The sequence below is a fragment of the Micromonospora sp. NPDC005367 genome (assembly GCF_040606825.1).
Classification (GTDB): Bacteria; Actinomycetota; Actinomycetes; order Mycobacteriales; family Micromonosporaceae; genus Micromonospora.
In genome coordinates this window covers 83,159-101,821 of sequence record NZ_JBEXFP010000010.1, presented here as the reverse complement: position 1 = coordinate 101,821, position 18,663 = coordinate 83,159, and the positions used below count along the sequence as shown (strand labels likewise).

The 18,663-nt window shown below is 72.0% G+C and carries 21 protein-coding genes and 1 pseudogene; 8 read left to right on the top strand and 14 right to left on the bottom strand.

Annotated elements, in window-relative coordinates; translation table 11 throughout:
* Positions 1–3: 3 nt before the first annotated feature.
* Both ABZS42_RS10135 and ABZS42_RS10130 read right to left on the bottom strand, forming a co-directional pair.
* Positions 4–807: an SGNH/GDSL hydrolase family protein gene (locus ABZS42_RS10135; protein ID WP_355143645.1), complete on the bottom strand. Its 804-nt coding sequence runs from the start codon at positions 805–807 to the stop codon at positions 4–6.
* On the bottom strand, positions 804–1,856 hold the full coding sequence (locus ABZS42_RS10130) for an SGNH/GDSL hydrolase family protein (RefSeq protein ID WP_355143643.1): 1,053 nt from the start codon (positions 1,854–1,856) through the stop codon (positions 804–806). The genes ABZS42_RS10135 and ABZS42_RS10130 overlap by 4 nt, the downstream gene beginning before the upstream one ends.
* A gap of 238 nt (positions 1,857–2,094) precedes the next feature.
* Here ABZS42_RS10130 and ABZS42_RS10125 point away from each other — a divergent pair, with 238 nt between their 5' ends.
* Complete coding sequence (locus ABZS42_RS10125; protein ID WP_355143641.1) at positions 2,095–2,451, top strand: YkvA family protein; 357 nt, start codon at positions 2,095–2,097, stop codon at positions 2,449–2,451.
* Between the two features lie 80 nt (positions 2,452–2,531).
* Positions 2,532–3,902, top strand: a complete 1,371-nt coding sequence (locus ABZS42_RS10120) for a cystathionine beta-synthase (protein ID WP_355143639.1) — start codon at positions 2,532–2,534, stop codon at positions 3,900–3,902.
* 93 nt (positions 3,903–3,995) lie between these two features.
* On the opposite strand, the gene ABZS42_RS10115 is transcribed toward ABZS42_RS10120, so the two are convergent.
* From ABZS42_RS10115 to ABZS42_RS10070, 10 genes and pseudogenes are all read right to left on the bottom strand, one after another.
* A complete protein-coding gene (locus ABZS42_RS10115; protein ID WP_355143637.1) occupies positions 3,996–4,505 on the bottom strand; it encodes a GNAT family N-acetyltransferase in 510 nt (169 codons plus the stop codon).
* Positions 4,502–5,431 (bottom strand): ribonuclease Z, encoded by a 930-nt coding sequence (locus ABZS42_RS10110; protein ID WP_355143635.1) that lies wholly within the window; start codon positions 5,429–5,431, stop codon positions 4,502–4,504. The genes ABZS42_RS10115 and ABZS42_RS10110 overlap by 4 nt, the downstream gene beginning before the upstream one ends.
* A gap of 382 nt (positions 5,432–5,813) precedes the next feature.
* Complete coding sequence (locus tag ABZS42_RS10105; protein ID WP_355143633.1) at positions 5,814–6,176, bottom strand: YciI family protein; 363 nt, start codon at positions 6,174–6,176, stop codon at positions 5,814–5,816.
* A 147-nt stretch (positions 6,177–6,323) separates the two neighbouring features.
* Positions 6,324–6,395, bottom strand: a pseudogene (locus tag ABZS42_RS10100) (peptide-methionine (S)-S-oxide reductase); the annotation flags it as partial.
* 15 nt (positions 6,396–6,410) lie between these two features.
* A complete protein-coding gene (locus ABZS42_RS10095) occupies positions 6,411–6,878 on the bottom strand; it encodes a GNAT family N-acetyltransferase (RefSeq protein WP_355143631.1) in 468 nt (155 codons plus the stop codon).
* A gap of 86 nt (positions 6,879–6,964) precedes the next feature.
* On the bottom strand, positions 6,965–7,624 hold the full coding sequence (gene msrA, locus ABZS42_RS10090) for a peptide-methionine (S)-S-oxide reductase MsrA (RefSeq protein ID WP_076471192.1): 660 nt from the start codon (positions 7,622–7,624) through the stop codon (positions 6,965–6,967).
* A 76-nt stretch (positions 7,625–7,700) separates the two neighbouring features.
* Positions 7,701–8,120 carry an HIT family protein gene (locus ABZS42_RS10085; RefSeq protein ID WP_355143628.1) on the bottom strand — a complete coding sequence of 140 codons (420 nt, stop codon included), beginning with the start codon at positions 8,118–8,120 and terminating at the stop codon, positions 7,701–7,703.
* 32 nt (positions 8,121–8,152) lie between these two features.
* Positions 8,153–8,473, bottom strand: a complete 321-nt coding sequence (locus tag ABZS42_RS10080) for a hypothetical protein (RefSeq protein WP_355143626.1) — start codon at positions 8,471–8,473, stop codon at positions 8,153–8,155.
* The gene (locus tag ABZS42_RS10075; RefSeq protein WP_355143624.1) at positions 8,413–8,844 is read right to left on the bottom strand and encodes a hypothetical protein; all 432 of its coding nucleotides are present in this window, start codon (positions 8,842–8,844) and stop codon (positions 8,413–8,415) included. The genes ABZS42_RS10080 and ABZS42_RS10075 overlap by 61 nt, the downstream gene beginning before the upstream one ends.
* Positions 8,844–9,167 carry a hypothetical protein gene (locus ABZS42_RS10070; RefSeq protein WP_355143622.1) on the bottom strand — a complete coding sequence of 108 codons (324 nt, stop codon included), beginning with the start codon at positions 9,165–9,167 and terminating at the stop codon, positions 8,844–8,846. Before ABZS42_RS10070 ends, ABZS42_RS10075 begins: the two co-directional genes overlap by 1 nt.
* A gap of 92 nt (positions 9,168–9,259) precedes the next feature.
* Between ABZS42_RS10070 and ABZS42_RS10065 the strand changes: the two genes are divergently transcribed.
* From ABZS42_RS10065 to ilvA, 3 genes are all read left to right on the top strand, one after another.
* Positions 9,260–10,402, top strand: a complete 1,143-nt coding sequence (locus ABZS42_RS10065) for a cystathionine gamma-synthase (protein ID WP_355143620.1) — start codon at positions 9,260–9,262, stop codon at positions 10,400–10,402.
* A 16-nt stretch (positions 10,403–10,418) separates the two neighbouring features.
* Entirely contained in the window at positions 10,419–11,828 is a 1,410-nt protein-coding gene (locus tag ABZS42_RS10060; protein WP_355143618.1) for an amidase family protein, read from the top strand.
* Positions 11,829–11,906: 78 nt separating this feature from the next.
* Complete coding sequence (ilvA, locus tag ABZS42_RS10055; RefSeq protein ID WP_355143616.1) at positions 11,907–13,127, top strand: threonine ammonia-lyase; 1,221 nt, start codon at positions 11,907–11,909, stop codon at positions 13,125–13,127.
* Positions 13,128–13,211: 84 nt separating this feature from the next.
* On the opposite strand, the gene greA is transcribed toward ilvA, so the two are convergent.
* Both greA and ABZS42_RS10045 read right to left on the bottom strand, forming a co-directional pair.
* Positions 13,212–13,709, bottom strand: a complete 498-nt coding sequence (greA, locus tag ABZS42_RS10050; RefSeq protein WP_355143614.1) for a transcription elongation factor GreA — start codon at positions 13,707–13,709, stop codon at positions 13,212–13,214.
* 381 nt (positions 13,710–14,090) lie between these two features.
* On the bottom strand, positions 14,091–14,528 hold the full coding sequence (locus ABZS42_RS10045; protein ID WP_355143612.1) for a DUF4307 domain-containing protein: 438 nt from the start codon (positions 14,526–14,528) through the stop codon (positions 14,091–14,093).
* 196 nt (positions 14,529–14,724) lie between these two features.
* Between ABZS42_RS10045 and mca the strand changes: the two genes are divergently transcribed.
* The 3 genes from mca to ABZS42_RS10030 all read left to right on the top strand — a co-directional run bounded on the left by mca (position 14,725) and on the right by ABZS42_RS10030 (position 18,662).
* Positions 14,725–15,609: a mycothiol conjugate amidase Mca gene (gene mca / locus ABZS42_RS10040; RefSeq protein ID WP_355143610.1), complete on the top strand. Its 885-nt coding sequence runs from the start codon at positions 14,725–14,727 to the stop codon at positions 15,607–15,609.
* A 48-nt stretch (positions 15,610–15,657) separates the two neighbouring features.
* Positions 15,658–15,951 carry a hypothetical protein gene (locus ABZS42_RS10035; RefSeq protein WP_355143608.1) on the top strand — a complete coding sequence of 98 codons (294 nt, stop codon included), beginning with the start codon at positions 15,658–15,660 and terminating at the stop codon, positions 15,949–15,951.
* Positions 15,952–16,199: 248 nt separating this feature from the next.
* Positions 16,200–18,662, top strand: a complete 2,463-nt coding sequence (locus ABZS42_RS10030) for a bifunctional diguanylate cyclase/phosphodiesterase (protein WP_355143751.1) — start codon at positions 16,200–16,202, stop codon at positions 18,660–18,662.
* The last annotated feature ends 1 nt before the right edge of the window (position 18,663 follow it).

Below are 18,663 nucleotides of genomic sequence, written 5' to 3'. Positions count from 1 at the left end.
AGATCAGTGCCGGGAGGCGACGGTGGCCGCTGCGGCGACCGCCGGGAGCAGCGCGTGCGCCCACACCCGGTAACCGTCCGCCGAGGGGTGGTAGCCGTCGAAGCAGAGGGTGCCGGCGTCGGCCCGGAAGACCGGCCCGGTCTCGGTGGCCAGGTCGACCACTGTCCCCCCGGCGTTCAGCACGGCGGCCGTCTGGGCGCGGGCGACTCGCCGTCCCGACCAGCCGACCACCTGCCGTAGCGGTGGTGCGATCGCACGGACCGCGCCGAGATCCGGGCAGGTGCCGACCACGACCTCCACACCCGCCTCGCGCAGCCGGTGCACGGCCGCAGCAAGGTACGCCGCCGCGTCGGTCGAGCGGCGCAAGCCGGTGGCGTCGTTCGCCCCGATGAGGATCAGCGCCACGTCGGGCCGCCCACCGAGCAGGGCCCGAGCCACCTGGGTGGCGAGGTCGGTCGAGCGGGAGCCGCTGACCCCGACGCTGGAGAGGTGCACCAACCGGCCGGTGGGCCCCTCGGCGAGCAGGTTCGCGAGTTGGCCGCCGATCGTGTCGTCGAGCCGGTCGACGCCGACGCCCAGGGCGGACGAGTCGCCCAGCAGGACCAGTCGCAGCGGCGGCGCGCCGGCCCGGCCGACCGTCGCGCGCAGGGCCAGTCCGAGCTCGGGCTCGGCGTAGCGGCGGTGCCGGGCGACGAACGCCTCACCGGCCAGGACGGCGGCACCGCCGACCGTGCCGGCGATCAGGGTGAGCAGGGCCGCCCGGCCGAGCCGGCCGGCGAACCTCGTGGCCAGGTCACGCTCGCTCATGCCAGTCCCTCCACGGTGGGTGAGTCGGCGGCGGGACCGGACTGTGACACCGCGCCGACCCCGAAGAACGCCCGCCGGCGCAACTGCGCCCATCGACCCGTCGGCCCACGGTCGCGGCCACGAACCTGGGCGCCGCTGACCTCGGTTCCGGCGTGCCGGGCCGCCTCCTGCGCGGCCTCGGGCAGTGACCGTACGCCCCGATCGAGGACCGGCGCTGCCCGGCGTTCCGGCCCGATGCCGAGCGCGGAGAGCACGGTGGGCAACATCGCGGCGGCGGCCACGGCGTAGCCCTCGGCGGAGGGGTGGAACCGGTCCCAGGCGAACATCCGGGCCGGCTCGGCGGCGAAACGGGGGCCGAGCAGGTCGCCGAGGGAGACCGTCCAGCCGCCCGCCTCGACGACGGCCACCGTCTGGGCCGCGGCGAGCTGCCGGCTCCACCGCCGGGCCAACCAACGCAGCGGCGGCTGGATGGGCTGGATCGCCCCGAGATCCGGACAGGTGCCGACGACCACCTCGCACCCGGCGGCGCGCAGCATGCGGACCGCCTCGACCAGGTAGCGCACGGCCAGGGCCGGCGGGGTGCGGTTGGTGACGTCGTTGCCACCGATGAAGATCACCGCGATGTCGGGTTGGCACTCCAGGGCGGCGTCCACCTGGTGCTTCAGGCCGGCCGAGATCGCCCCGACCACGGCGAACCTGTGCAACCGCACCTGACGCTGCGCACTGCGGGACAGGCCGGTGGCGAGCAGCGCGCCGGGCGTCTCCCGGCGGCGGTGCACGCCGTAGCCGGCGGCCGAGGAGTCACCGAGCACCACCATGGTGAGCGGAGGGCCGGGAAACTTGGCACCGTAGACACCGTCAACGCGCGGCGGCGGCGCCTCGGCCATCGGAATGGTGCGGCGGGCCTGGCGGGCCTGACCGAGCAGCACTCCGGCGGTGGCGACCACGGCCGCCGCTGTGGCACCCGTGCCGATCGCCGTAAAGCGGGCGATCTGCCGAGCGCGCTGCCAGCGCGGACCAACCGGTGCGACGGAACCAGTCACCCCCATACCGCGACAGTATCGCGCCACCCCGACAGACCGCTGTCGTCATACCGGGCAGACGGTCACGGGACACACACGACCGTTCCGGGTACTACTTCCTCGGATCGGCTGCGGTCCGGCGCGATCCGTGGTCCAGGAACGCCGCCACCACGGCCGATGCGACTTCCGTTCGGCTCCGGCCGGCGGAGCCTGCCCGGCCCGCTTGCGCCGGGACGGCATGCTGCTCGCGGGAAGGAGCACGAGGATGGCGAAGACATTGAGGCGGAGCGCGGCCTTCACGGCGCTGGCCCGGGCGTTGGCCACCGGCGCGCGCGGCGGTCCGTCGCTGGGCGCCCGGCTGGCCGCGCTGCCCCGGATGATCCGGGCGACGGCCCGCCGGGAGTACGACGGTGGTCTCCGACTGGCCCTGATGGCGGCCGCCACGGCGTACATCGCCTCGCCGATCGACCTGATTCCGGAGATCCCGCTGATGGTCCTCGGGCTGGCCGACGACGCGGTCCTGGTCGCCTGGCTGGCCGGCAGCGTCCTGGCCGAGACGGAGCGGTTCCTGGAGTGGGAGACGCGTCGTGGCCAGGTCATCCCTGGGCATGTGGTGCCCTGACGGCACGTACCCTGGGCGCTGGGAATCCACCCAGCTGCCCGGCCGCCCGGCGCCGGCGCCGAGGAGAAGGACACATCGAGTTGCAGTACTACGACAACGTCGTCGACATGATCGGCAACACCCCGCTGGTGCGCCTGCGCAACGTCACCGAGGGCATCCAGGCCACCGTGCTGGCGAAGGTGGAGTACCTCAATCCGGGCGGCTCGGTGAAGGACCGCATCGCGCTGCGGATGGTGGAGGACGCCGAGGCTGCCGGGCTGCTCAAGCCGGGCGGCACGATCGTCGAACCGACCAGCGGCAACACCGGCGTCGGGCTGGCTCTCGTGGCCCAGCTCAAGGGCTACCGCTGCGTCTTCGTCTGCCCGGACAAGGTGAGCCAGGACAAGCAGGACGTGCTGCGGGCGTACGGCGCCGAGGTCGTGGTCTGCCCCACCGCGGTGGCCCCGGAGGATCCGCGTTCCTACTACAACGTCTCCAACCGGCTGGCCCGCGAGATCCCCGGCGCGTGGAAGCCCGACCAGTACAGCAATCCGGCCAACCCGCGGTCGCACTACGAGACCACCGGCCCGGAGGTGTGGCGGCAGACCGAGGGCGGGCTCACCCACTTCGTCGCGGGAGTGGGCACCGGCGGCACCATCTCCGGCATCGGCCGGTACCTGAAGGAGGCCTCCGAGGGGCGGGTACGGGTGATCGGCGCGGACCCGGAGGGTTCGGTCTACTCCGGCGGCACCGGCCGGCCGTACCTCGTCGAGGGGGTCGGTGAGGACTTCTGGCCGGAGACGTACGACCGGGGCATCGCCGACGAGATCGTCGAGGTCTCCGACAAGGACTCGTTCGAGATGACCCGGCGGCTGGCCCGCGAGGAGGGGCTGCTCGTCGGTGGCTCCTGCGGAATGGCAGTGGTGGCCGCGCTGGAGGTCGCCCGTAAGGCCGGGCCGGACGACGTGGTCGTGGTGCTGCTGCCGGACGGCGGCCGCGGCTACCTCTCCAAGATCTTCAACGATTCGTGGATGGCCCGGTACGGGTTCCTGGACAACTCGGGCACCGAGCCGACCGTCGCCGACGCGCTGGCCAGCAAGCCGGGCGGCCTGCCCGAACTGGTGCACGTGCACCCGACCGAGACGGTCCGGGACGCGATCGACTACATGCGCGAGTACGGCGTCTCCCAGCTGCCGGTACTCAAAGCCGAGCCGCCGGTGGTCACCGGTGAGGTGGCCGGTTCCATCGCGGAGCGGGACCTGCTGGACGCGCTCTTCACCGGCCAGGCACACCTGCACGACACGATCGAGCGGCACATGGCCGCGCCGCTGCCGATGATCGGCGGTGGGCAGCCGGTCAGCGAGGCGGTCGGTCTGCTGGAGAAGTCCGACGCCGCCCTGGTGCTGGTCGACGGCAAGCCCAAGGGTGTGCTCACCCGGCAGGACCTTTTGGCGCACCTCGGCGCCCGCTGAGCTGACGACCGAACGTTCGGGCCATCCCATGGCGTCGGGGGTGGCCCGTCGCCGGCCCGGCCACGCCGGTGGACCGCACGGGCCGGGCGGCGCCTACAACGGGCGGACGTACCGGAGCTGGCCGGTCACCGCGGTGCCGATCAGCTCCTCGCGTTCGACGCCGGTCGGCGACCAGCCGCCCCGCTCGTAGAAGCGGCGGGCGGCGGCGTTCCTCGTCAGGACCCACAGCACCGCTCGTCGCCAGCTCCGCTTCCGCATGCTGGCCAGCGCGTCGATCATCAGCTCCCGCCCCGTCCCGCGGCCCCGCTCGGCCGGGTCGAGGTGAATGGCGTTCAGCAGCCCGGTGGCCGGGTCGCCCTCGTCGTCCGGGCCCAGGTAGGTGAACCCGACGAGTTCGCCGTCCCGCTCGGCGACGGTCATCAGGTGGTCGTCGCGTTCCCAGCCCCACCGCTCGACCCAGTAGCGGCCCATCGCATCCGCCGTCGGCTCGACCAGCGCCTCCGCAGGCAGGAACGAGGAGTACGCGGCGACCCGGGAACGCTGGTGCAGCGCGCCGATCGCCATCAGGTCGTCGGCGGCGGCCCGGCGGAGCGTGACGGTCACCCGGTCGAGGCTACCCGGCGTGGCGGGACCTGAACGGTGGTGAGGTCCTCGGCGATGATCAGATCACCGTCGAAGTGCATCCGGGCCTCGTCGTGGAAGCGGCGGGGGTCGGCGTACCGCTGGGAGAAGTGGGTGAGCACCAGCCGGCGTACGCCCGACTCGGCCGCCACCCGCGCGGCCTGGCCGGCGGTGAGGTGCCCGACCTCGGCGGCGAGCGCGGCCTCCGACTCCAGGAAGGTCGACTCGATGACGAGCAGGTCGGCGTGCTCGGCCAGGGCGTACACCCCGTCGCACAGGCCGGTGTCCATCACGAAGGCGAACCGCTGTCCCGGCCGGGGCACGCTCACCTCGTCCCGGGCGACGCGTCGTCCGTCCACGTCCAGGTGGCCGACGCGGATCAGCTCACCGACGGCCGGACCGCTGATGCCGTACGCGGCCAGTTCCTCCGGCAGCATCCGCCAGCCGTCCGGCTCGACCAGCCGGTACCCGTACGTCTCGATGGGGTGGCGCAGCCGGCGGGCCTCCAGCGTGCCGCAGCGCAGCTCGATCCGTTGTCCGTCGACGTCGATCGGCTCGACGCGCAGCTCGGCGGTCTCGTGGAAGCTCGTGGCGTACCGCAGACGCGCGAAGTAATCCGCCCCGCCGGCCGGGAAGTGGACCGCCACCGGATGCGGTACCCGGTCCAGGGAGAGCCGCTGGATGGTGCCGGGCAGGCCGAGGCAGTGGTCGCCGTGGAAGTGGGTGACACAGATGCGGGTCAGGCCGGTGGCGGTGACCGTGGTGTGCAGCAACTGCCGCTGGCTGCCCTCGCCCGGGTCGAAGAGGATCACCTCGTCGTCCCAGCGCAGCACGTACCCGTTGTGGTTACGCGCCCGTGTCGGCGCCTGGCTGGCCGTCCCGAGCACCACCAGTTCACGCATGGACACGGGGGGCTCCTCCGCCGGATATGAAGCGACCCCCGGGGTGTCCGCGCTCTCGCGCGGGCCGGCTGGACTTTGGCCGGCACCCCGGGGGTCGGGTGGCTGTCGTGGTTTCGCCGCACCGCTGCCACACGGTCTCGACGATGGTGCCTGTGCCCGCCTCGCGGCGGACGTGAATCACTGTCGAGGACAGCGGCTAGCGGACAGCCACCTCACGAGTCCGATTGCTATACAAGTCTGGACCACCTCCTTTCCCGTGTACCGCCACGCTATCCAGTCGCCGAGGGGCGTGGCAACGGATTTCGATCACACGCCGGGCGGGAATGCGAGCCGCCCGGGGCGCGGGGCCACGGGCGGCGGGAACGGAACGGGTCAGCCGGCTCCCCACTCACTCAGCACCGGGTTGCGGGCTGCGGCCGAACCGCCGGACCTCCTGAGGCCAGCCGCATGCCTCCGCGAGCTTGCCGGCCCACATCCGCGCCGTCTCCTCGTCGGCCACGTCCACCACGGTCAGCCCGCCCAGCCACTCCTTGGTCTCGACGTAGGGCCCGTCGGTGAATACCAACGTGCCGCTCGTGTCGTCGGCACTGAAGACTGGGCCATCCTCCTCCAGGCCCCCGGCGAACACGTACGCGCCGGCCGCCTTGATCTCATCCACGACCGCCGCAGCGAGTGGCCCGCGCCCGCGAAACCACTCCGCGGTGTGGTCGCCCACCCACTGCTGATTGAAGTAGATGAGGTACTCGGCCATGTCTGCTCCCTCGTCTCGGGCGGACCCTTGTCTGCCTCCATCCTCACCACGAACGGCGCCGGGCGGATACGACACCTCAGGCCGAAAATTTCCACGTCGATGTTGGCGAGGGGAGCGGTGATACGGCTGGTGAAGGTCGGACGGCACCCGGGCGACACCGACCGGGCAGCTCAGCCCGTTCGGGCCGTGGTTGCAGTAGCCGTTCGGGTTCATCGTCGGTGGTGAGGCGGTGTGCTACTGGCCGGCTGGTCCGGCCGGCGATCGCTGTAGGAGCTGTCGGGACGACTCGAAGCCCAGCCGTTCGTACACCGGCACCGCCTTGCGGCCGGATTGAACCGTCACGCGGAGCGATCCGAGGTGTGCGGCATGCTCTGAAGCAGCCTCGACGAGCGCCGAGCCAATCCCTTGGCCTCGCTGATTCGGCATCACGAAGACGCTCTGGATGTCGGCGGATAGCCGGCTTGTCGCTCCAGGCCGCGGGACGCGAGGAACGAGCGCGACCCAGGCCATGCCGACGATCTCCGGCCGGTGGAGTCGAGCGACGAACGCCAGATGCGAGTCCTGGCGGGCGGCCCACCACTGCGCAAGCTCCGCGGTGAACGTGTCAACGGAAAGCTGGGGTGGCTCCTCGTGAAGCGTGTCCAGCCACAACAGCCGGGCCAGCCCTGCGACGTCGTCCGGACGCGCCTGACTGATCCTCACGGGGTGAGTTTGCCACGATCGTGGAGGGCAGTTGGTCACGCCAAGTCGGCGCTGGCGCGGATCCGCAGAACCGCGCCAGCGCTGGGTCAGGCCGTCTTGGCCACGCCGACCGGGCAGCTCAGCCCGTTCGGGCCGTGGTTGCAGTAGCCGTTCGGGTTCTTCGTCGGCGCCAGGTACTGCTGGTGGTAGTCCTCGGCCAGGTAGTACGCGCCGAGCCGGTCGATCTCCGTGGTGATCTCACCCTTGCCGGCGCGGGCCACGATCGGCGCGAACGCGTCGCGGGAGGCGATCGCGGTGGCCAGCTGCTCGTCCGTGGTCGCGTAGATCGCCGACCGGTACTGGGTGCCGACGTCGTTGCCCTGGCGCATGCCCTGGGTCGGGTCGTGGTTCTCCCAGAAGACCTTCAGCAGGTCCTCGTAGGTGATCTTCGAGGGGTCGTAGACCACCTCGACGGCCTCCGCGTGCCCGGTCCTACCCGAACAGACCTCCTCGTACGTCGGGTTCGGCGTGTAGCCGCCCGCGTAGCCGGCGGAGGTGGTGATGACCCCCGGCAGGGTCCAGAACAGCCGCTCGGCTCCCCAGAAACACCCCATGCCGAAGACGGCGACCTGGCTGCCCTCGGGGAAGGGGCCCTTCAGCGGAGTGCCGAGGACCTCATGCCGGTCGGCCACCGGCATCGCGATCAGGCGGCCCGGCAGGGCCTGGTCGGCAGAGATCATCTCGGCCTTCATGCGGCGAAGGAACACAGTGGGACTCCTCTCGTGGCTTTCCCAGCCCGTGCAACACCGCCGGGTGCCTCACCCTTACCCGCTGCGCTCCGGCTCACCCGGTGGCCAGCGCGGCGGCGACCCGCCCGGCGTACTCCTGCGCCTCGGCGTCGTCGGCGTAGCGAGTACGGGGCCAGAAGAAGCCGCGAAGTCCGTCGCCCTTGGTCCGCGGCACGACATGAGTGTGCAGGTGCGGGACGGACTGGGACACCTTGTTGTTGATGGCCACGAAGGTCCCACCGGCGCCCAGACCGGCCTCGACCGCCACCGCGAGTCGTCGCACGAGGGCGAAGTAGCCGGGCAGGGACTCCGGCGGCAGGTCGGCCAGCGTCACCAGATGGGCGCGGGGCACCACCAGCACGTGGCCCTTGAACACCGGCCGGGTGTCGAGGAACGCCACCCCGTCCGGCTCGTCGGTCACCCGCATCGCAGGGAGCTCACCCGACACGATTCCGCAGAACACGCACCCCGCCATCCGGCCAGGCTATGCCGGGCCCACCGGTGGGATCAGGCCGGGTCGAGGTAGGCGTCCCAGTCGTCGTCCGGCACCCCGACCGGCCCGGTCTCACCACTGGCGAGTCGCCCCCTGATGTCGGCCTCCCAGCGTCGCGCCCAGTCCCTGAGCTGTTCGATGTCGAGATCGCCGAGGCCGTACGACCGAAACCCCCGCTCGTCCCGCTCGTCCACCCCGCCCAGCCGGTCCGCCAACTCCTCGATCGAGAATCCTGCCGTGTGACGAGCGCCCAGCCGTTCCAACTCGGTCCAGGTCAGCCGTGCGTTCGCGGCCCGGATGTCGATGAAGTCCCGGTGAGCTGCTCGGTCGTGCAACGCCCGCATTTTAACCCGACCGCGTCCTCGAACGAGAGAACCGGACCGATGTTCAGCAGCGCGGGCGGGCCGAGTGCCTCCTTGAGCAGGTCCACTTCACAGGTGCTCGTCTCGCCGGAGACCACCAGCCGTGCCATCCGCGGGGTTGCCTCGATGATCCGGACGGTGAAGCCGGAGGCGGCGAAGGCGGCCGCGAGGCGGTCCACCACCACCGGCAGGGGCAGGATGCTCGCGGTCGCGAAATCCACGTCCTGCGATGGCCGGTTCAGCAACTCGTGCGCGCACATCGCGTACCCGCCGGCCAGCATCAGACCGAGATCGTCGCCGGCTGCGAAGCCGATCTCGACCAGCCGGCGGTGCAGGACCTCCATCAGGCGGCGAGATCGGGCAGCCGCCGCTCCCACAGCGAGATCAATCGCCGGGCGGTCAGCCGACGCACCCGCGGCCAGTCCCGACGCAGCAGCTCGGGGTGGATGTAACGGATGATGTCGTCGCGCTGACCGCAGTCGAGCAGGAGGCAGTAGAGCGTCAGTCGCTCGCGCGGATCGCTGACGTCGAAGTCGGTCGGCCCGGACCAGGCCAGTCGTACCGGAAGCTCGACCCGGCCGTGCTCGGGGCCGGACAGCTCCGCGAGCGAGGCCGGAATGCGGTCGACCACACCGATCAGGCGGGAGGGGAGGGCGGTCGAGGTCACCGAGCCATTATCGCCGACCGGTGGGACAGCCCGCCGACGCGACGCGCTGGGTTGCGCCCGGCCGGCGGCGATCGCGGACTAACGTCACGGGAATGAGTCACGGCTTCGAGACGCTCGCCATCCACGCCGGTCAGGACCCCGAGGCCCGCACCGGCGCGGTGATCCCTCCCATCTACCAGACCAGCACGTACGCGCAGGACGCCGTCGGCGCGCCGCGCCTTGGTTACGAGTACAGCCGCTCCGGCAACCCCACGCGCGATGCGCTCCAGGAATGCCTCGCGGCGCTGGAAGGCGGCTCGGTCGGGCTCGCCTTCGCCAGCGGGCTGGCGGCCGAGGACACGGTCCTGCGTACCCTCTGCAAGCCCGGCGACCACGTGGTGATCCCCGACGACGCGTACGGCGGCACCTACCGCCTCTTCGCCCGGGTGCTGGAGCGCTGGGGCCTGGACTTCACGCCGGCCAAGGTCTCCGACCCGGACGCGGTCCGGGCCGCGATCCGTCCCGGCAGCACGAGGATCGTCTGGGTGGAGACGCCCACCAACCCGCTGCTCGGCATCGCCGACATCGCCACCCTGGCTGCCGTGACGCACGAGGCGGGCGCGCTGCTGGTGGTCGACAACACCTTCGCGTCGCCGTACCTGCAGCAGCCGATCGCGTTCGGCGCCGACGTGGTGGTGCACTCGACGACGAAGTACGTCGGCGGCCACTCCGATGTGGTGGGCGGCGCGCTGGTCACGGCCGACGCCGGGCTGGGCGAGGAGCTGCGCTACCACCAGAACGCGATGGGCGCCGTCAACGGGCCCTTCGACGCGTGGCTCACCCTGCGGGGCATCAAGACCCTCGGGGTACGGATGGACCGGCACTGCGACAACGCCGAGCGGCTGGCCGCCTACCTCGACGGACACGCGCAGGTCGCGCAGGTGATCTACCCTGGCCTGCCCTCGCACCCGGGTCACGAGATCGCGGCGAAGCAGATGCGCCGGTTCGGCGGCATGATCTCCTTCCGGGCGGCCGGCGGCGAGGAGCACGCCGTCGAGATCTGCAACCGGACCAAGCTTTTCGTCCTCGCCGAGTCGCTCGGCGGCGTGGAATCGCTGATCGAGCACCCGGGCCGGATGACACACGCAAGTGCTGCGGGCTCACCGCTTGAAGTTCCCAGCGATCTCGTGCGACTGTCTGTCGGCATCGAGACGGTCGACGACCTGCTCGCCGATCTGGAGCAGGCGCTGGGCTGACCGCTGGCTGGGGAGGGTGGCCGTGCAGGACATCATGCCGACCTGGGTCGGGGCGACCGCCAAGCAGATCGCCCGGGGCGTACGGCGGGGTGACGTATCCGCCACCCAGGTCGTCGCGGACCACCTCGACCACATCGCCCGGGCCGACGCCGACCTCGCCGCGTTCCGCGCGCTGCGCGGCGGGGAGGCGATCACCGAGGCGGAGAAGGTCGACGAGCAGGAGGACCTGGCCAACCTTCCGCTGGCCGGTGTGCCGGTGGCGGTGAAGGAGAACACACCGGTCGCCGGGCTGCCCACCTGGCACGGGTCGGCCGCGGTGCGTACCCCGGTGGCCGAGGCCGACCACGAGGTGGTCCGCCGGTTGCGCGGCGCCGGCGCGGTGATCCTCGGTGTGACGCGGATGCCGGAGCTCGGCCTGTGGGCGTTGACCGACGACGAGACCGGGGTGACCCGAAATCCCTGGGATACCCGACGCACCCCGGGTGGCTCGTCCGGTGGGGCCGCCGCCGCAGTCGCCGCCGGGCTGGTGCCGATGGCGCACGGCAACGACGGTCTCGGCTCCATCCGCATCCCCGCCGCCTGCTGCGGCCTGATCGGGCTCAAGCCGGGCCGCGGCGTGATCCCCTGCGAGCTCGGCGCGGACGACTGGTTCGGCCTCACCGAGCACGGCGTGCTGACCACCACTGTCGCCGACGCGGCGGCGGGTTTCTCGGTGCTGGCCGGGCGGCGCCCGGAGAAGCTGGTGCCGCCACAGCGGCTGCGGGTCGGCGTGTCGCTGCGCTCGCCGGTGCGTGGTGTGTCGCCGGACGGGCCGAACCGGGATGCCGTGGCCGCCGCGGGGCGGTTGCTCGCCGCCGCCGGCCACGACACCGTACCGGCCGACCCGGTCTACCCGACCCGCCTCGGCCTCCAGGGGCTCGCCACCTGGTTCGCGGCGGCCGCCGCGGACGTGCGGGCCACCGGTGTCGACCGGCGCCGCCTGCAGCGGCGCACCCGCCGGCACGTCGCGCTCGGCGAGTGGGCGCAGCGACGCGGGTACGTTCGGGAGGCCGACCGGGCCGCCTGGCGGGTCCGCTCGGTCGGTTTCTTCAGCGACCACTCGGTCGATCTGCTGCTCACCCCGGCCCTGGCGGCTGTGCCGCCGGAGGCGATCAGCTGGTCGTCCCGTTCCTGGCGGGCCAACATGGCGGCCAACATCCGGTACGCCCCGTTCGCCGCGCCCTGGAACATCGCCGGCCTGCCGTCGATCGTGGTGCCGGTGGGGCGGCGTCCGGACGGCCTGCCGGTCGCCGTGCAACTGGTCGGGCCGCCCGGCTCGGAGCTGCTGCTGCTCGGGGTCGCCGGGCAGTTCGAGATGGAGTCGCCGTGGCCCCGGCATGCCCCCGGTTACCCCCGGGTCGGTACGGGGTCACCCGCCGTCGCGTGATCGTCCGACCCGCCGGGCAGGCGACGCTTCGCGGGCGTCGCCGCCGGAGCTCCGACCGGCGGGTGGCACGATCGGGGCATGACTGAACTGGTCGGTCTCGCCGACGTACAGGCCGCGCGAGAGCTGCTCGCCGGCGTCACCCGCACCACCCCGCTGGAGCCCTCCCGGCCGCTGAGCGCAGCCCTCGGCGGACCGGCCTGGCTCAAGTGCGAGAACGTGCAGCGGGCCGGGTCGTACAAGGTGCGCGGGGCGTACGTCCGGATCTCCCGGTTGTCGGCGGAGGAGCGCGCCGGAGGTGTGGTGGCGGCGAGCGCCGGCAACCACGCCCAGGGGGTGGCGCTCGCGGCCGGCCTGGTCGGTACGCACGCCACGGTCTTCATGCCGGTGAACGCGCCGCTGCCGAAGGTCGCCGCCACCAAGGGGTACGGGGCGCAGGTCGAGCTGGTCGGCAACACGGTCGACGAGTCGATGGTGGCGGCGCAGACGTTCGCCGAGCGGACCGGCGCGGTGTTCATCCACCCGTTCGACCATCGGGACGTGATCGCCGGTCAGGGCACGGTGGCGCTGGAGATCCTCGAGCAGTGCCCGGACGTCAAGACGATCATCACCGGGGTGGGCGGAGGTGGCCTCGCCTCCGGGATCGCGGTGGCCGCGAAGGCGCTGCGTCCGGACATCCGGGTGATCGGCGTGCAGGCGACCGGTGCGGCCGCGTACCCGCCTTCCCTGCTCGCGGGGGAGCCGGTACGGCTGCCGGCGTTCGCCACCATCGCCGACGGGATCGCGGTGGGGCGTCCGGGAGACCTCACGTTCACCCACGTGCGCAAGCTGGTGGACGAGGTGGTCACCGTCTCCGAGGAGGACATCTCCCGGGCGCTGCTGATGCTCCTGGAGCGCGGCAAGCAGGTGGTCGAACCGGCCGGTGCGGTCGGAGTGGCGGCGTTGTTGGCCGGTGTGGTGCAGGTGGAGGCGCCGGTGGTCGCGGTGCTCTCCGGCGGCAACATCGATCCGCTGCTGATGCTGCGGGTGATCGAACACGGGCTGGCCGCCGCCGGCCGCTACCTGCGCTTCACCGTGCGCTGTTCGGACCGTCCCGGTCAGCTCGCCTCGCTGCTGAGCGAGATCGCCGAGCACCGGGCGAACGTGGTGGACGTGGAGCATCAGCGGGTCCACCCGCACCTGCATCTCGGTGAGGTGGAGGTGGCGCTCTCGGTGGAGACGCGCGGTGTGGAGCATTCGGACACGCTGATCAGCGCGCTGCGGGCCAGCGGCTACCAGGTGGTCTTCGCCGGCGAGGGGTGAGCGCGACGCGGTCCATGCCAGCGAGGCGTGACACCGGTCGGTGTCACGCCTCGCTGCACGATGTGCGGGCCGGCCGGCCCGGGATCAGCCGCCGAACGGCTCGAACTTGACCACTGTCACCTTTATGTCGGCCCCGCTGGGTGCTGTGTAGGTGCAGGTCTGCCCCGCGCGGCAGTGGAGGATGGCCTTGCCGAGCGCCGATTCCGGACTGTAGACGGTCAGGTCGGTGGTGGACGCGATCTCGCGGGACCCGAGCAGGAACGTCTCGGTGTCGTCCTTGTCGTCGTCGAAGTAGATCGTCACCACCATGCCGGGCGCCACCGCGTCGGCGGACGGCGCCTCGCCGACCTGCGCGGTGCGCAGCAGCTCCTGGAGGTAGCGGATGCGACCCTCGGCCTTGCCCTGCTCCTCGCGGGCGGCGTGGTATCCGCCGTTCTCGCGCAGGTCGCCCTCCTCGCGCCGGGCATTGATCTCGGCGGCGATGACCGGCCGGTTGGCGATCAGCTCGTCGAGTTCGGCCTGGAGCCGGTCGTGAGCGTCCTGCGACAGCCAGGTGGCGGGCGCCTCGTTGCCAGTGGACACAGGCGATCTCCTCAGTTGTGCGTGGCTGGCTGACAGGTGAATCTCCAAGTTACCAGTGCGATACGACACGAGGTGGCGACGAACACCACCGGCGGATCGCCCCGGGCCTGCCCGCCGGCACGCCCATCCGTCCACCTGCGCACCTACCGGGCGGCCGCCGTACGGGCTGGTCAGGTGCCGTTCCGGGAGCAGGCGGAAGGTCCGGCCGACGGGTCGGCGGCGGTGCGGGCCAGTGGCTGTGCGCGGTAGGCGGCGCGGTCCGCGTGCAGGCTGGGAAACGGTCGCGGTCGTTGCGCCGGCTCGGCCGATTCCCGGGGGCAGGCCGGCCGGCTCGGGCCGATAACCGGCTGGGTCAGGCCGCTGGGCGGCCCGATCCGGGCGTCAGGCCGCTGGGCGGCAGCGCAGCACCTCGCCGATGAAGGCGCGACCGGTGGTCGACAGCCGGTGCTGGACGGTGACGTGCTTCTCGCCCGGCGGCGCGGTCACGGTGACTTCCTCGCGGGCCACCTCGTTGCCGGCCCGGTCGCGGGCCCGCAGCAGGCAGACCGCCGATCCACCGCTCGGCACGGTCACCTGGAAGTCGAGTCGTACCTGCTTGTCGGTTATGTCCGTGTAGGTGATGACCTGTGCGTCATAGTTCGGATCGCCGTACTGGCGATAGAGCCGCACGGAGATCACGCCCAGCACGGCCAGCAGGACGACAAGCGCCAGCACGGCCGGCGCCTTCGAGCGGCGACGGCCCGGTTCCCGGCGGCGGCCGTACCGCCCGGGCGGAAACACCGGGGCTTCCGGTGCAACTGTGGTGTGCGTCTCGCTCACCGGCGGGTATCTCCTGGCGTCGTTGTCAGTGGGATCAGTAAGAATGGCTCAGTCCATCCTCCCAGCCCGGCTCCCAGTCAAGCATGGCGGGTCGGCTCTCGGAGGTGACCGCCCGGTGGGCATCGGGCGGAGGATCATGGCAGGTCAACGGCCCGGTCCCGGGCCGACCGGCCGACCCAGACGAGGAGTGCCGAAGTTGGCAGAACAGCTGCGCCTCATGGCCGTCCACGCACACCCGGACGACGAGTCCAGTAAGGGTGCCGCAACCATGGCCAAGTACGTCGCCGAGGGCGTGGAGGTCCTCGTCGTGACGTGCACCGGGGGCGAGCGCGGTAGCGTGCTCAACCCGAAGCTCGACCGGCCCGACGTGTGGGCGAACATCGCGGAGATCCGCCGAGCCGAGATGGATGCGGCGCGCGCGATCCTCGGCGTCGAGCAGGCCTGGCTAGGCTTCGTCGACTCAGGGCTGCCCGAGGGCGACCCGCTGCCGCCGCTGCCCGGGAATTGCTTCGCGCGCCAGGAGGTCGAGGTGGCCGCCGGTCCGCTGGTGCGGCTGATGCGCGAGTTCCGCCCGCACGTGGTCACCACGTACGACGAGCAGGGCGGTTACCCGCACCCCGACCACATCATGTGTCACAAGATCAGCGTCGCCGCCTTCGACGCCGCTGCTGACGCCGACCGCTATCCCGAGCTCGGTGAGCCCTGGCAGCCGCTGAAGCTCTACTACGACATCGGCTTCTCCAAGCCGAAGATCATGGCGCTGCACGAGGCGGTGCTCGCGGCCGGGCTGGAGTCGCCCTACCAGGACTGGCTCAAGCGCTGGGCGGAGAACCCCAACGATCAGCGCCCCGAGATCACCACGCAGGTGCCCTGCGCGCAGTATTTCCCGGTCCGCGACGACGCGCTGCGGGCCCACGCCACCCAGGTCGACCCGGACGGCTTCTTCTTCCGGGTCCCGATGGAGATCCAGCAGAGTGCCTGGCCGACCGAGGACTTCCACCTGGCGCGCTCGCTGGTGGCGAGCTCGTTGCCCGAGTCGGACCTCTTCGCCGGGGTACGTGAGACGGCGCATGCCCGCTGATCTGGTGCGGCGTTACGCTGGTGGGCAACCGCACATCGGAGGAACGCCATGTTGACCACTGCCCAGGTGCTCGCGGAGAACAACTTCGGGGATACCCGCGCGGGTAGCCTGGCCGGCCCGATGGGTCTTCTCCTCATCCTGGTGCTGGGCACCGCCACCGTCCTGCTGATCCGCAACATGAACTCCCGGCTGCGCCGGCTGCCCGATCGGTTCCCGCAACAGGGTCCGGCGGGCAACCCGGGCAGGGCGGACGCGGTGGTCGTGGATCCGACGGATGGAAGTGAAGGACAGGATTCATCCTTGAACGCTCCCACCGGGCACCAGCAGCAACGAAACGGGTAGTCCGAGCGTGAATCACGCCGAACCCGGCGGTCGACCCCTGTTGCGGCTCCCGGGTTTGGCTTAGCCTCTCGCCGGGGGGACCACGCGTCCCCGAACCGTGCGCGGGAGGGGGCGCCGATGACCGTCGCAGCAGCGGCCGCCCGTCGTACGGCGTGCGTACCGGTCCACGGAGCGGGTCGGTGACCTCCGATCGGGCCACCGAGCAGGCCGACCGGCTCGGGCTGCGCGGCATCCCGCCCCAGGTCCGGATGCTCACGGCGGCGCTCGTCGTGGCCTCCCTCGCCGCCGCGGTGGTCGGCCTGGTCCTGCCGCACCGACTGCCCGTCGACGATTCGCTTCCCGCGCCCGCGCGCTACGGCATCGCGGTCGCCGTTCTCGCCTTCGCCCAACTGGCCCGACTGCGGTTCCGTGCGCCCGCCGGCATGGTGAGCATCACCTGGGGCGAGGCAGCTCTGATCATCTGCCTCTACCTGGTGCCCGCCGGATGGATACCCTCCGCCACCCTGGTCGGCACCGGACTCGCCTGGTCGGCGCTCTCGGTGTTCGGCGAACGGTGGCCGGTGCTGGAGACCGTCCGGATCTCGGCATCGCTGTCGGCTGCTTCCGCGCTCGCCGTGGCGGTCACCACCGCCCTCGCGGACCCGCTGCTCGCCGCCCCGGCACCGGGGCTCGCCGCCGCCATGGTCGCCGGCGCGGTGACGTACCTGCTCGTGACCGCCTGGCTCAGCGGGGTCACGCTCGGCCTGCGGCACGGCGTCCCGATCGGGCCTCCGCTGCTCGCCGCGCTCCGCGGCAAGCTGCTGATGTTCGTCGGCAACGTGGCGGTCGGCCTGGTCGTGGTGGTGCTCCTGCACATCGACGCACGCTGGCTGTTGCTGCTCCCGCCGCCGCTCTGGCTCCTCCAGCAGACCTACCGGCACCGGCTCCGGGCCGATCAGGAGCGGCGCACCTGGCGGACGTTCGCCGAGTCCACCGCCGCCCTCAACCAGCTCGACGAGCGGGGCGTGGCGGGCGCGGCGGTCTCCGGTGCGCTCGCGATGTTCCACGCTGAGCTGGTCGAGGTCGACGTGGTCCGTGCCGACGGATGCTGGTGGCGGTACCGCGGCGACGCCGCGGGTGGTCTGGTCGACCGCGAGATCACCGACTCCGGGCCCGGCGAGCCCGAGGACCACGAGCTGGTCCGTTCGCTCGCCGTCGGCGACCTCCCCGTCGGGCGCCTGCGGATCCGCTTCCCCCGGTCGGCGCCGCCCAGCGGGCGCGAACGGGATGCGGTGGCGGCCTTCGCCGACGCGCTCGCCGCCGCGCTGCACGACGCGGCGACCCATCGCGAGCTGCGACAGGTCACCGCCCGGTCGTCGTACGACGCGGTGCACGACCCGCTCACCGGTCTGGTCAACCGGGCAGCCATGCTCAGCACCGGTGACCAGCTGCTGCGGCAGCTCGCACACGACCACCCGGTGGCGCTGCTGCTGCTCGACATCGACCAGTTCAAGGAGGTCAACGACACCCTCGGGCACGTGGCCGGCGACCAGCTGCTGCGGCTGACCGCCAGTCGGCTGGGCGCCCTCGCCCGCTCGGGAGACCTCCTCGGCCGGCTCGGCGGCGACGAGTTCGCGCTGTTGCTGACGTCGGTCCCGGTGCTCGGCGACCGGAGCGCCCCGATGGCGTACGCGCTGCGTCAGGCCCGGGAAATCGCCGAGCGGCTGGCCGCTCCCACCGAGATCGCCGGGGTGCGGATGTCCGTCGAGGTCTCCGTCGGGGTGGTGGTGGCCGACGCGGGCACCGCCGACCTGACCGAGCTGCTGCGCCGGGCCGACATCGCCATGTACCAGGCCAAGGAGGGCGGCGGCAACGTCGCGGCGTACGACAGCACCCGCGACGCGGCGAGCACCGATCAACTCGCGCTGCTGGCCGAACTGCGCGAGGCGCTGGAGGTGGACGACCAGCTCGTGTTGGCGTTGCAGCCGGCGGTCGACCTGGCCACCGGGGCGCCGACCGGGGTGGAGGCACTGATCCGCTGGCGGCATCCGCGCCGCGGCTGGCTCAGCCCGGTCGAGTTCATCCGGCCGGTGGAGAACAGCGAGCAGCTCGGCACGTTCACCCGGTACGTGCTGGACAAGGCGCTCGCGGTCGCCGCCGGCTGGGCCCGCGAAGGGCTGGACGTCCCGATCTCGGTGAACCTCTCCGCGCGGAGCCTGCTGGACCCGCGGCTGCCCGGCGAGATCGCCGAGGCGCTGCGTCGCCACCAGGTGCCGGCGCGTCGGCTGGTGCTGGAGATCACCGAAACGGTGGTGATGAGCGAGCTGGAGATCATCGACGAGGTGCTGGCGACGCTCCGGTCGATGGGTGTGCAGCTCGCGGTGGACGACTTCGGCACCGGTTTCTCGTCGCTGACGTTCCTCACCCGGATCGCGGTCGACGAACTGAAGGTGGACCGCTCCTTCGTGATCCGGATGGCCGAGTCGCCGGAGGCGGCGGCCATCGTGCGGACCACCGTCGGCCTCGCGCACGAGCTCGGGTTGCGGGTGGTGGCCGAAGGGGTGGAGACCGCGGAGCAGCGGCTGGCCCTGGCCGAGCTGGGCTGTACCGCGGCCCAGGGATACCACTTCTTCAAGCCGATGCCGGCGGACAAGATCGGCGCTGTCCTCGGCACCCTGCTGGACGGGGCCCGCCCCAATGTCTTCCCGCTCCGAGCCGACGGCGCGTCCTGAC